The organism is Micromonospora sp. LOL_014 (assembly GCF_048060245.1).
GTDB lineage: Bacteria > Actinomycetota > Actinomycetes > Mycobacteriales > Micromonosporaceae > Micromonospora_E.
This window is the reverse complement of the sequence record NZ_JBHMIP010000042.1, coordinates 1-12768: the sequence shown is the minus strand read 5'-3', so window position 1 is coordinate 12768 and position 12768 is coordinate 1. Positions and strand designations below refer to the sequence as shown.

General features: G+C 71.2%; 10 protein-coding genes. 5 read left to right on the top strand and 5 right to left on the bottom strand.

Annotated elements, in window-relative coordinates; all coding sequences use genetic code 11:
• Positions 1-97: 97 nt before the first annotated feature.
• Positions 98-547, top strand: a complete 450-nt coding sequence (locus ACFHW1_RS26705; protein ID WP_416616396.1) for a hypothetical protein — start codon at positions 98-100, stop codon at positions 545-547.
• Positions 548-846: 299 nt separating this feature from the next.
• A complete protein-coding gene (locus tag ACFHW1_RS26700) occupies positions 847-3306 on the top strand; it encodes a hypothetical protein (RefSeq protein ID WP_416616394.1) in 2460 nt (819 codons plus the stop codon).
• A 66-nt stretch (positions 3307-3372) separates the two neighbouring features.
• Here ACFHW1_RS26700 and ACFHW1_RS26695 read toward each other — a convergent pair whose 3' ends face one another.
• From ACFHW1_RS26695 to ACFHW1_RS26685, 3 genes are all read right to left on the bottom strand, one after another.
• Entirely contained in the window at positions 3373-4167 is a 795-nt protein-coding gene (locus ACFHW1_RS26695) for a siderophore-interacting protein (protein ID WP_416556864.1), read from the bottom strand.
• Positions 4168-4595: 428 nt separating this feature from the next.
• Complete coding sequence (locus tag ACFHW1_RS26690; RefSeq protein ID WP_416569334.1) at positions 4596-5999, bottom strand: hypothetical protein; 1404 nt, start codon at positions 5997-5999, stop codon at positions 4596-4598.
• Positions 6000-6040: 41 nt separating this feature from the next.
• Positions 6041-6682 carry a hypothetical protein gene (locus ACFHW1_RS26685; protein WP_416569335.1) on the bottom strand — a complete coding sequence of 214 codons (642 nt, stop codon included), beginning with the start codon at positions 6680-6682 and terminating at the stop codon, positions 6041-6043.
• 276 nt (positions 6683-6958) lie between these two features.
• On the opposite strand from ACFHW1_RS26685, the gene ACFHW1_RS26680 reads away from it, so the two are divergent.
• From ACFHW1_RS26680 to ACFHW1_RS26670, 3 genes are read left to right on the top strand one after another with little or no spacing between them, the layout of a single operon-like run.
• Positions 6959-8065, top strand: coding sequence for an LCP family protein (locus tag ACFHW1_RS26680; RefSeq protein ID WP_416556867.1), 1107 nt, complete (start codon positions 6959-6961; stop codon positions 8063-8065).
• Between the two features lie 56 nt (positions 8066-8121).
• Entirely contained in the window at positions 8122-9564 is a 1443-nt protein-coding gene (locus ACFHW1_RS26675; RefSeq protein ID WP_416556868.1) for a sugar transferase, read from the top strand.
• Between the two features lie 45 nt (positions 9565-9609).
• Entirely contained in the window at positions 9610-10701 is a 1092-nt protein-coding gene (locus ACFHW1_RS26670) for a glycosyltransferase (RefSeq protein WP_416556869.1), read from the top strand.
• Between the two features lie 18 nt (positions 10702-10719).
• Here ACFHW1_RS26670 and ACFHW1_RS26665 read toward each other — a convergent pair whose 3' ends face one another.
• Both ACFHW1_RS26665 and ACFHW1_RS26660 read right to left on the bottom strand, forming a co-directional pair.
• Positions 10720-11865: a hypothetical protein gene (locus ACFHW1_RS26665; protein ID WP_416556870.1), complete on the bottom strand. Its 1146-nt coding sequence runs from the start codon at positions 11863-11865 to the stop codon at positions 10720-10722.
• A 115-nt stretch (positions 11866-11980) separates the two neighbouring features.
• Positions 11981-12676 (bottom strand): hypothetical protein, encoded by a 696-nt coding sequence (locus ACFHW1_RS26660; protein WP_416556871.1) that lies wholly within the window; start codon positions 12674-12676, stop codon positions 11981-11983.
• Positions 12677-12768 lie beyond the last annotated feature (92 nt).

Genomic DNA, 12768 nt, shown 5'->3' with positions numbered 1-12768 from the left:
CGGGGCCCGGTGGCCAGTTATCTGCCGTGCCGCACGGACCTGCACAGTCGAGATGCGGGAGTGATTGCGTATGTTCAAAGTTGGTCGGGTTATCCTGGTGCGTCGTTGGTCGGCAATGGTGGTCCGGATCGCGCTGGTGGTCGGTGCCGGACTGGTCACACTGTGGTGGGACCAAGCGGAGCAGGCGGCCGTCGTCCTGTCCGCACTGGCGGGAGCAGCTCTGATCGGTGCGCTGCCGGCCCGGTCCGACAGGTCGGCGCTGGAGCCGGCTCCCGGCCGGCGACTGCCCGACATCGGCGAGCGGGGAGAAGAAGCGGCCGGTCGTGTCCACCAATCCCCTGGTCCGGCAGGTCCTGCAGCCGCGGTGCCGGCGGAGATGCGGGTCACCGCCACCGGTGCGGCAACGGCCACCGCAGGCGGGGCGGCGGTCAGCGGTCTGAGCGCACCGGCCCACGCGGTGCCGCCGAGGGTGGACGTTTCGAACACCGGCGACGCAGAGACCTTCGGCGACGGCAGCATCGCGACAAGCGGGGTCCATCTCAGCTGACTCGGGTGGTACGGGTGATCTGGCACACGCGACAGACGGGCGACACAGTCACCGCTGCTGGAACGGGGCCGGCAGCGGCCATCGGCGACCGATCGATCGCCGTGAGCGGCATCTTCTTCAGCTTTTTTGGGCCTTTTGGCTACCGCGACCGGGGCAGTCGTGGAACTTCCATCGTCGCCGAACGACTGGCCAGGCAGGTGCACGACCAGTTGGATGAGGAGATGAGACAGGTCGGCCCGCAGGCTCGGATTTCGTTGCGCAAACCGTCGCGGTCCGGCCTGGCGCACAATGACCGAGTTGTGTACGGCAGTGATGACGTCGCCATGCGCTGGTCGACCGGATTCTCCAGCGAATCGCTCGCCGACCTCGCCGACGCCTTCGAGCGGCTACCCAGGCGGCGTCTCGTCCTGCTCGGGGCGGAAGGCGCCGGCAAGACCGCTGTGTCGGTGGCGCTCGCCCACGAGTTGCTGTCCCGGCGTGGGTCGTCCCAGCCTGGGACGACCCAGCCGAACCGGCCGATCCCGGTGTTGTTCCCGCTGGGCGCCAGCGACCCAGGTGATCTCCTAACCTACCGTCCACCCAGCTCGCGACGGCGGGTGCCGCAGCCAGGGCCGTTCGACCAGTGGCTGGCCCGGCAGCTGGTCAGCCGGTACGGGTGGGCCTTCGGTGGACCGCGACGGCGCGCCCTGCGCCACGCGCTGACGTTGGTACGCGACGGCCGGGTGCTCCCGATTCTCGACGAGTTCGACGCGTGGGCGGGTTCTTCCGCGCGGGCGGTCACGATGATCGGCGACAGCCCGCATCCGATCATCGTGAACTGCCGCAGCGACGAGTACACGTCCGCTGTCAATGGAGTGGACGAACACTGGTACCGCGTCCCGCTCGACGGTGCGGCCGTGCTCGAACTGCAGCCGGTGCCGCCGGAGCAGGCCACGGCCTACCTGCGCCAGGTGACACCCGATCACCATCAGGCCAAGTGGGACGAGGTGTTCGCCCGTCTCGACCGCTCGCCGGACGGACCACTGGCCGAGGCGATGGCGACGCCGTTCATGCTCTGGCTGGCCGGCATCGGGTACGGTGCCCGGCACGCCGGTCCCGGCGGCCTGCTGGACGCGAGCCGGTTCCCTGACCGGACGAGCGTCCAGAGCCGGCTGATCGACACCTTCATCGATGCCGGCGATCCCGATCGGCGCGACCCGGACTGGGCGCGGCGGCACTGGGCACCTCTGGCGTTCCTCGCCGCGCGGCTGCGGCGCAGCGGGACCAGCGAGCTCGCGTGGTGGAGGCTGCCGGCGGAGCTGCCACCACATCTGACGGGAGCCGTCCTGGGTGGTCTCGGCGGGGTCTGCACGGTGCTCACCGTGATCGCCGGAGCAGCCCTTGGCCGGTGGACGGACGTGGTCACGACCTTGGGCCCGGACATGGCCGGCAGGGTCGGGTTGTGGGCCGCGATGGACGTAGTGCCGGTCGGAATCGCCTTCGCGGTGGTCGTCGCCCTGCTGACTGGCATCGCCGGGTGGCAGGCCGCGCGGCGGTCACCGGCTCCGGTCACCTTTACCTGGCGGCTCGGCTCGCGGCCGCGGATCCTGATCGAGGAGTCGACAAGGGGCGCGGCGTTCGGGGCCGCCGGAGCCACACTGTTCGTGGCGATTCTGATGGTGTTGTTCGGCCGCGACCCGGCCTGGCACATGGCGCCGGCCGGCTACCTGATCGCGGTGCCGGCCGGCGCGGTCATGCTGCTGATGCAGGGCCAGGTCATGACGGACACGACGCAGGGGGACCGGCCGTCCGGGGTGCTGCGCAACGACCGCAGGGCCGCGCTGGTGAGCATGGCGTTCAGCGCGATCGTGACCGGCGTGCTCGCCGGGCTCGTGCTCAAGCTCGTGGTCAGACCCGCCGACAATCCGCCCGTACTGGCCACGGCCTTCACGTTCGGCGTAGGTGCGGCGATCGTGCGGGGTGCCCGAGCGGCCTGGCTGCACTTCACGATCGCGCGTATCTGGCTGGCTGCGCGCAGCCCGCTGCCGTGGCAACTGATACGTTTCCTCGATCAGGCGTACGAGTCACGGCACAAGGGACTCCGTCGGGTAGGCGGTGTGTACGAGTTTCGGCACCGGTTGCTGCGGGAGCGTCTGACCCACCGCTGGGAGAACCAGCATCCCGAGCCCGTACGCCGTGACGGGCGCCGTCGATGGTGGGTGGCCATGACGGCCGGCTGTGCCCTGGTGGTGACCGCGGGCGCGGTCGGAGCCACCGGCGGTCCGAGCCGGACCACACCCACCGTCGCGTGTGACGCGGTGGCCGCCCACCGGCCGGTCGAAGCCCCCGTGCCGGTCGTGCTGCACCGCACCGGCTGCGTCCTGCGAGCGACGACGGACGTGTTCACCAACTATCGCGACAAGATCGACGCCGACACCGGCGAGCCTGGCCGTGGCAGCACCGAGCGGCTGGTCGGCCCGGTCCGCGATGGTGGCTTGGCCGACCTCATCGTCGAGTACCACCGGATCCGCAGCGCGTCGGACACACCCTCGTTCGCGCTCGTTCGGGCTGGCCGGCCGGGCGGCTACCAAACGTGTCGCACGTTTCAGCAGCGACCAGGCCGGTTGGTGGCCACGATCCGGCACAGCGAGATCCGTCGCGGCGACCAGCTGTGCGTGCTGACCGACGAGCGGCGTACCGCGCTGGTCCAGGTCGTCGAACCGCCGACTCCGCCCCGACCCCGGATGGTGGTCGACGTCACGGTCTGGGCGGACCGGTGAAGCCTGGGCGACCTACCTTTGCGGGCACTGCGGGTGGCCTCGTCGTCGCGCCGGCGCAGCGCCGGTTCAGTGCGTCTTACCGAGTCGCCAGTAGCCGGTGAAGCTGATCCGGCGCTTCGGGACACCGATGTCCACCAGATGACGGCGGGCCCCGGCGGGCAGGGCCTGCTCGCCGGCGAAGTAGGCGGACACCGTGGTCGGACTGTCGGTCGTCCAGGCCTGCACCGCGGCGAGCGCGAGGCTGCCCGGCCGGGTTCCGGCCGGGCGGGGCAGCCAGCGCACCTCGAACCCGGCGGGCGCGTCGACCTGCTGGGCGTCGGCGGGGTCGGGGATCTCGACCACGGCCAGGCCGGTGGCGTCGCGCGGCAGGTCCCGCAGGATGCCGACGATCGCCGCCAGCGCGGTCTCGTCGCCGGCCAGCAGATGGAACGTGGTGTCGGGGGCGAACTCGTAGCCGCAGCCCTGGTCGAGCAGGGCTACGGTGTCACCGGCCTTGGTGCGTTGCACCCAGCGGCTGGCGACCCCCTCGTCGCCGTGCACGACGAAGTCGATGTCGAGTTCGCGGGCCTGCGGCCGGAACGCGCGGACCGTGTAGTTGCGCAGGTGCGGCCGGGTCGCCGACGGGATCCGCAGGTACTTCAGGTAGCCGATGGTGTCGGCCCGGTTGGGCAGGTCGAAGGTGGTCTCGCCGTGCTCCTGTGGCAGGTATAGCCGGAACCAGTGGTCGAAGCCGTGGTCGGGAAGGCGCTGCAACTGGTCGCCGCCGAGGGTGACCCGGATGAAGTTGGGACTGATCCGTTCGGTGCCGACGACGTTCACCACACACAGCGTGGTGTGCTTCTTGGCGTCCTTGAAGCTCATCATTCTCCGTAAGGTCGCGCGGGAGCGCGCCCGGCCGAGCGACAGCGGCCGGTGCGGCTGGTGTGGCCACGGACTCCCGGATCGATAAGGGCAGGCTTGCCTAACCTTAGTTGGTCGTGCCGGTGTCCGGAAGGCCGACCCCTCGCGGTACCGGGTCCGGCAGCAACGGCCCGCGGGCCGTCCATCCACCGGGTGGACGGCCCGCGCCACGCCGAAGCGCGTCCGGTCACTGGGTGAGCTCGGCGACCTCCTCGGCGGTCAACCGGCGCCGCGACACGCCTCCGGGTTGTCCAGCTCGGCGAAGCGGTGCGGGGCGAGCAGGGCGCGGACGATCGCCTCCTGTGCCGTCAGCGTTCGGCGGGGATTTTCCCATGCAGTGCCCGACTCCCCGGCGGTCCGGAAGGTTCCATCGGTCGCCCGGTGGGCGGTCAGCCGGTGTCGCCGGTCGGGGTCGCCGGGGCCGGATGGCAGCCGGGCGGGTCCTCCGGCTGTGCCCGGCCACAGTAGAAGACCTCTGTGGGTTCCCGGTCGACCTGCGGCACGCTGGCCACGTACATCAGCGACAGTCGCTTCTCCACCGGCTCGCCGGTGTCGGCCGAGAACCGGGTCGGCCCGGTCACCCCCGGGTACGCCGCCGCGGCATTCTGGCGCAGTACCTCGGTGAAGACCGCGACCGGGCTGACCGCCCGCGCGTCCCACGGCCGGGAGCCGACGTTCAGCCGGGCCGCGAGCTGCTCCACCGCCGCGATCAGCATCATCGTCGCGTCGTAGGCCAGCGCCACCCGTTCGCCGACCGGCGGACCGGAGCCGTCCACGCACCGCCGCTCGCCGAGCAGGTCGTCGCGGCGGATCAGGTCGAGGAACCGGCGGCGTGACTCGTCGGCGACCGCGTCGGCCACCAGCCTGGTGCACATCGCCAACGCGGCCTTCGACACGTACGTCACCGGCAGGTTGCCCGGTGCATTCGCCCGCAGCTGGTGATTGGCCAGGTACCGGTTGACCGAGTCGTCGGCCACCAGGTGCAGCGGGGGATCGTTCCGGCAGCCCCGCAGCGCCTCCAGGAACTCGTCGAACTCCGAGTACCGGCCGGCGAAGAAGAGTAAACCGGGGTAGCCGCATTCGTGACCGAGCGAGTCGCCCACCCGGAACGGCCGCGCGGTGGCCTGCTCACCGAGCCGGTCGGTCAGGCCGGTGACCAGCGTGTTGACGTACAGGTCGTCGGCGAGTGGGCTGTTGTCGCCGGTGGTGTAGTAGATGTGCGCCTCGGACAGGTCGAGCACCCGGGTGGCGTACGCCGACACCAGCTCGGCCTGGTCGGCGTTGGGCGGGACCATCTGCAGGTACAGCCGCGAGTTGCGGTGCAGCCCGTCGGCGGACAGCGTCGGTGCGACCGCCGGCAGCCCCACCTCGTTGAGTCGCCGCAGCGCCCGTGCCGTGGTGGTGCGGCTCTCCACCAGGCCGACCACGCCGACCACCGTCGGATCCCGGCGGGCCAGCCCGGCCAGCAGTTCCACCGTCCGCTCCGCGTGTCGCATCTGCTTGCCACCGTTGGCCACCACGATGCGCAGCAGCGCCTGGCCGTCGGTGCTCGCCGACGCCTTCATCCGGGCGTACTGGGCAACCGCCATCCCTTCCAGCTCTTCGCGTTCGGAGACGTAGGAGACCTCCCGGGGACCGGTCCGCTGGCCGGTCATGATGCCCAGATAGACCAGCGTCATCAGCGGGCGTCGGCGCTGGCTGCTCCGCCAGACCTGCATGACCTCCTCGTTCTGCCGGAAGATGCGGTCCTGTACCCCGCGCAGCGCGTCCTGGCCCGGGTCGTGGTTGAACACGTATGCCAGATTGTCGCTGTAGCCGATGCACTCCCCGTCGATCAGTCGCAGCGAGATCTCGCCCTGCCCCGGGTGCGGCAGACAACCGGGACCCCACCGCCCGCCGGCCCAGAACAGCCCACCGGCGAGCAGGGCCAGGCCCGGAAGACCACGTCCGGGACCGCCTGCAGGACCAGCCAGAGCAGTAACCGGTACGCGGTGGCGAACATGGTCTCGGCGTCCGAGGCGCCGCTGAGGTTCTCGGTGGCGGGCCGGCGGCGCCAGGCACGCAGCATCTGGGTGAGCCGGGCCCGGCGTTCGGTGACCTCGACGTCGGCCAGCCGCTGGTCCATCAGCCAGCGGGCCAGCGGATAGTGGCGGAAGGTGAACGGCTCACCGCCGAACGCGTCGAGGGCGAGCTGGTGGTACACCGCGTCGAGCAGCGGGCGGATCCCGGCTCCGTCGGGGAACTCGGCGGCGTCGACGTCGACGTGCGGCACCCGGCGGCGGGCCGGCCGGCGCAGCCGGCGCAGCACCCCGGCGTGCACCTCGGACCCGGCGGCGCCAACCGCCACGACGACCGGCAGGTCGTCCTCGCCGCGCCGGGGCCGGCGCAGCAGCCGGCCGACGAGGGCCAGCAACTCGGCCACGCCCCGGGAGACGAGCCGGTCACGTGCCCGGTCAGCACCGGCCTCCAAGGTCACCTCGGCACTCCGATCCTGCAGTTGAGCGGACGGTCCATCCAGTGTCGGTCAGGCAGGCCACCCGCTGGCTTACGGACCGGACGATTAGGGCAGAATGCCCGGCGGTTCTGACGGGAATCCGTCAGGGCCGCCGCCAGGGCAGGACGATGAACCGTTGTCATGAGCGGGGCCGGTAGGAAGGTGAAAGCGGATAAGACCGGCGTGGATGATTAAAGTGGATCTTTCACTGTCCCGGGCGGACATCATCCGGAAACCTCCGTCAGTACTATCACTGACATGTCACGTCGACAACAGCTCGTGGACCAGACGGCTACCCAGGAGTCGGGCGGGGTGACCGACGGGGTGTGGCCGGGGACGCAGGATCCCGGGTCGGCAGTGGACCCCGCCACCGAGCCACCGCGTCGCCGTCGCCGCAGGTTGCGGATCGTTCTGTCGGTGCTCGTGGTCCTGGCGCTGCTCGTCGGCGGTGGGCTGCTCGCCGGTGGGCTCTACCTGCGGTCGATCGAGTCCGGGATCGAGCGGGTGGAGGCGTTCGTGGACGTGCCGGAGGAGTTCCGGCCGGAGAAGGTGACCACCGCCACGAACATCCTCATCCTCGGCAGCGATACCCGGGACCCGCACAGCACGTCGGGCTCCCGCAGTGACACGATCATCCTGGCGCACATCGCGGCCGACCGGCAGAGCGCCCAGCTAATCTCCATTCCCCGGGACACCTGGGTCTTCGTGCCGGAAAACCAGGAAGGAACATACGGCGGACGGGAAGCGAAGATCAACGCCGCGTATGCCTGGGGTGGTATCCCGCTGATGGTGCAGACCGTCGAGGAGTTCACCGGAGTACGGGTGGACAACGTCGCCCTGGTGGACTTCGCCGGATTCCGGGAGATCGTCGACGCGCTCGGCGGGGTCGAGATCGACGTCGAGGAGGCGTTCACCTCCAACCATTCCCTCAACCCTGACAACCGACGGTCGTTCGCCGCCGGCCCGCAGACGATGGACGGCGCGGCGGCCCTCGACTACGCCCGCGAGCGGTACGCCTTCGCCGATGGCGACTTCGCCCGGATCCGCCACCAGCAGCAGGTCATCAAGGCCATCCTCGAGAAGGCAGCCTCCGGTGGGGTGCTGTCCAGCCCGGCCACGCTGAACTCGTTCATCCGGGCCACGGCCGACGCGGCGGCGGTCGACGAGACGTTGTCCCTGCTCGACTTCGGCATGGACCTGCGACACCTGCGCGGCGACGACCTCACCTTCGTCACCAGCCCGACCGAAGGCACCGGGCGGGTCGGTGACGAGAGCGTGGTGTTCGCCGACACCGAGGCGGCCGACTCCTTCTACGACGCGGTCCGTCGCGACGCGGTCGACGAGATCCTCGCCGCGGCGCAGTGACCTCCGGCACCGACCACCAGCCCCGCTCCACCGAACCGGGAAGGCATGGCCAAGTCGTGGAAGCGCCGTTGCTGCCGCTGGTGCCCCGGCCACGGCCGGACGTGGGGCCGGACCCGTCGGCTGGCGCCACCGCGGTCCTGCCGTACGCCGGTTCACGGGCGTCGAGCCGCACCCGGCCGCTACGGGCCTGGATGATCGCCGCCCCGGTGGACCTCGCCGCGTTGCTCGCTCCGCTGCTGATCTCCGACCGGTACTGGCGGGGCACCCTGTTCATGGCGGCGTTGACCATCGCCGTCTTCGCGTTCAGCGGGCTCTACCGGGCCAGACGCCATGTCAGCTTCCTCGACGAACTGCCGACCCTGTGTGGACGCCTGCTCACCGCGTCCGGCACCGTCGCGATCATCGCCGGGCTGCGGCACGACTCGGTGGAGTATGTGGCCGACCTGATGCGGGGGATCGCCGTTTCGGCCGTACTGCTGATCATCGGACGCTCGATCACCCGGGCGGTGGTGGTCTTCGCCCGCCGCCGCCGCTGGGTCGAACACAACGCCCTGATCCTGGGCAGCGGGCCGGTCGCGGCCGAGCTGGCCCGGCTGATGCGCCGCTACCCCAGCTACGGCCTGCGGTTCGCCGGCTGCGTGGACTCGGCCGCCCGGCAGACCGAGGGTGCGTCGTTGCCGCTGGTCGGGACCTTCGACGACCTCGGCCGGCTGATCGACATGGTCGAGTGCGACGTGCTCATCATCGCCGATCCGGACTGCCCCGAAGCCGGACTGATGGATCTGCTGCGCCGACCCGAGTGCGCCAGCCAGGACCTCTGGGCGGTGGCCAGACTGTGGGGGTCGGGATCGTACGGGCGGCAACCCGACCACATCGGCGCGATCCCGCTGGTCCACGTACGGCACATCGCCCTGTCCGGGCCGCGCTGGATGGTGAAACGGGCCTCCGACGTGGCACTCGCCTCGGTGGCGCTGGTCCTGCTCAGCCCGGTGCTCGGCCTGTGCGCGCTGGCCACCTTCATCGATGGCGGCCGAGGGATCTTCTTCCGGCAGGAGCGTATCGGCCAGCACGGTAGGACCTTCGACGTGATCAAGTTCCGGTCGATGCGTCCGGAGACCGACCAGGAGGCCCGGACCACCTGGTCGATCGCCCACGACCGCCGAGTCAGCCTGATCGGTCGGTTCATGCGACGTACGTCGCTCGACGAGCTGCCACAACTGTGGAACATCCTGCGCGGCGACATGACCGTGGTCGGTCCCCGGCCGGAACGCCCGTACTTCGTGGCGAAGTTCTCCGCCGAGCTGCCCGGCTACGCGATGCGCCACCGGGTACCGGTGGGACTCACCGGGCTGGCCCAGGTCAGTGGTCTGCGGGGGGACACGCCAATCTCCGACCGGGCCCGGTTCGACAACTTCTACATCGAGCACTGGTCGCTGTGGCTGGACATCAAGGTGCTGCTGCGTACCGTCGCCGAGGTGCTCCGTGGCCGCGGGCGCTGATCCAGCCGACCGGCACACCGACGCAGACGAGGGGAGTTCACGGAGTTGACGACACCGCTTGCCGGCCGTTCGGTCGCACTCGTCCATGAGTGGTTCGGCGACACCGGCGGGTCAGAGCAGGTGTTCCGGCGGATCGCCGACCTCGTCCCGCACGCCCAACGGTTCGTGTTGTGGTCCGACCCCGGGGTGACCGACCGGGGCCTGCGGGAATCCTGGCTGGCCCGGACACCGCTGCGCCGCAGCAAGACCCTCGCCCTGCCGCTGATGCCGCTGGTGTGGCGAACCCTCAGCCGGGAGCACTTCGACGTGGTCCTGTCGTCCAGCCACGCCTTCGCGCATACCGTACGGCTCGGTGCGTCGGGGCGGACCCGGCATCTGAGCTACGTCCACTCGCCGGCCCGCTACGTGTGGAGCCCCGCCTACGACGGCCGCGGCTCCGGCCGGCTGCTCGCCCTGCCCCGGCGGGCCCTGCAGACGGTGGACGTGCGGCTCAGCCGGCACGTGGCCAGCTACGCCGCGAACTCCCGTGAGGTGCGGGACAGGATCCGGCGGTTCTGGCACCGCGACGCGGTGGTCATCCATCCGCCAGTCGACGTCGACTACTTCGCCACCGCCCAGCCGGACGAACCCGTCGCGCAACGCGACTACCTGCTCGGGGTGGGGCGCTGGATCCCGTACAAGAACTTCGATCTGATCATCTCGATCGCCGCGGCCGCCCGGATGCCGGTGGTCATTGCCGGCTCCGGGCCCCAGGAGGCCAGTCTGCGTCGGCACGCCGACCGGGTCGGCGCCGAGGTGACCTTCGAGGTACGTCCGGACCGGGCCCGGCTGCGGCAGCTCTACCGGGGGGCCCGGGCGCTGCTCTTCCCGGTGCACGAGGACTTCGGCATCATCCCGGTCGAGGCCCAGGCCTGCGGTACGCCGGTCCTCGGGCTGCGTCGTGGTGGGCTGCTGGAAACCGTCGTCGACGGTGCGACCGGACACCTCGTCGACTCGACCCGGGCCGACGACTACGTCCCGCTGCTGCGTCGGCTCGACCAGCTCGACGCCGCCGGCATCCAGGCACACGCCAAGTCGTTCGCCGCGGCCGAGTTCGCCGCGAAACTCGCCGACTGGATCGAAGCCGAGTGTGGCTGACGGCACGCCGCCAGCCGGCTACAGCAGCAGCGAGCTGCGGAGATAGTTCGCGATCATGCGCAGTGGGCTGGCCCCGTCGGCCGGGCCGGTCAGCCGCAGCACCAGCTGCCGGTCGATCGACCCGTCCTGCCCGCCGCGCCAGTAGGCGACCATCACCAGACCGTGCCGCCGCTCACCGCCGACCCGCAGCGTGCTGATTTCGGCGTACGCGGTCGCGATGCCTGCCTGCAGCCACCGCTGACTCCACGCCTCCTCGGCCTGGCGCATCCTCGCCTGCCGGTCCGGGGTGCACCGCTGTGGACAGGGCCGGACCACGACCTCGCCACCGACCTCCTGCTGCTGCTCGCCGAACGTGCCGCTGCACCGCAGGCGGCGGGTCTGCGGGGCCAGGTCGTCGGGGACGGGGGAGCAGTCCCAGCTCCACGGCACCTTGAGGATCAGACCCACGTCGGCCAGGTCGGTGTAGGTGCGGACCGTGTCCTCCGGGGTGAACCGGGGCCAGTCGGCCCGCCAGGAGCTCTCCACCGGTGGCTCCAAACCGGGCTGGTGCGCGGGGGCCAGCGGCGGGATGCCATCCTGCGGAGGGCCGCTCGGCGGGGTGTCGACCGCCCGGCCCGGCGTCGCGCTCGCTCCGGACCGTGGTGGGTTCTCGGCGGACCGCTCCGGCCACCAGATCACGGCGGCACCGGCCAGCAGGACCGCCACGACCGCCGCCCCGGCCAGCAGCGGGCCCGGAACGCGTCGGCGCGGTGGTTCGGCCGGGGCGAACCGGGGCACCGGAGGGTACGCCGGCTGGTGGGCCAGGGCCGGTGGTCGCTCGGCTGCCGGGCCGACCGCGCCCTGCGGTCCGGCCGGTTGGTACTCCTGGCCGAGGGCGAGGAAGATCCGCTCCGCCCCTTCACCGGGCCCGGCAGCAGCGCAGGCGACCCAGGGGATCCGGGCGGTGAAGTTCGCGTATCGGAAGGCCGGTGCTCCCGCCGCCGGGTCGGCCAGCGCCTCGGCGGCCGAGGAGAACGCTTCCCGCCACCGTTCATCGGCGGCCACATCGGCGTCGAGGATCGCCACGGTGATCTGCTCGCCGTGGGGTTCCACAGCCGACCAGACGCTGCCCGCCGGACACGATCCCAGCATCTCGACGAGCCGGTACGGATCTACCGGTTGCATTCGACCTCCCGCTCCTGTGTCCTGCCGGGATCATAGCGACTGAGGGTGACCGCATTGCTGCTCTGGGTTAGAGGCACGGCTGGGGCCTCGCGAACCTGTCCGCACCGTCGACCGGTCAGGCGGCGGCGTCGCGTACCCATGCCTCGGCGTGCGGACCGGCGCCGACGATCCGGAGCAACTGGACCGACTGGGCCGGGTCATCCACCGTGACGAAGTAGGAGTTGCCCCGCCGTACATGCTGGTGCACGGCCAGGCCGAGCGCGTCACCCGCCTGGGTCAGCGCGGTCAACGCAGCCGGATCCGGCACCCGGACCCGGACCTGGCTGCGGCGGCGGGAGCCGTTGGCGACCAGCAGCGCCGCCCGCCACATCGTCCGGGCGGCCGGCGTGCGCAGACCCGGCCGGGCGTGCGGTCCGACCTGCTCAGCTGCCGTCTGCCACAGCCGCGCGAGCCAGCCGAGCACCTCGTCGGCCCGACCGCTGGGGACGAGTACGTCGAACCGGTCCCGGTCGTCGCGTCCGCTCATCCGGGCGGTGGTGGCGATCCGTACTCCGGGGAACTCGCCGTCGATCACGGTGGCCACCCGGTGGGCGAGCGCCGGGTAGGCGGTGCTGACCAAACTGACCAGCCCGGAGCGCCGCTGCCACGGCACCGGCCGCAGCAGATGGGTCACGGTGGCGGTCTCCACTCTGGGCAGCCGGTCGGCCGGAACCGCTGCGGCGACCGCGTCGAGCAACCTGCGGTGCGGGATGGCGCCCCACCGGCCAGCGGACGCACCGCCGCACCGGCGGGGCTGGGCGTCAACCGACACGGTCGACCTCCTCGTCCTCGACGAGGGACTGGTACGCGGGCTTGATGACGTCGTCGATGACCGCCAGCCGCTCGTCGAACGGGATGAACGCA

Bases quoted from the DNA above. Each gene is read 5' to 3' on its own strand.
- ACFHW1_RS26695 (WP_416556864.1), bottom strand. From the start codon at position 4,167: ATGAGCTTCAAGGACGCCAAGAAGCACACCACGCTGTGTGTGGTGAAC.
- ACFHW1_RS26680 (WP_416556867.1), top strand. From the start codon at position 6,959: ATGTCACGTCGACAACAGCTCGTGGACCAGACGGCTACCCAGGAGTCG.
- ACFHW1_RS26665 (WP_416556870.1), bottom strand. From the start codon at position 11,865: ATGCAACCGGTAGATCCGTACCGGCTCGTCGAGATGCTGGGATCGTGT.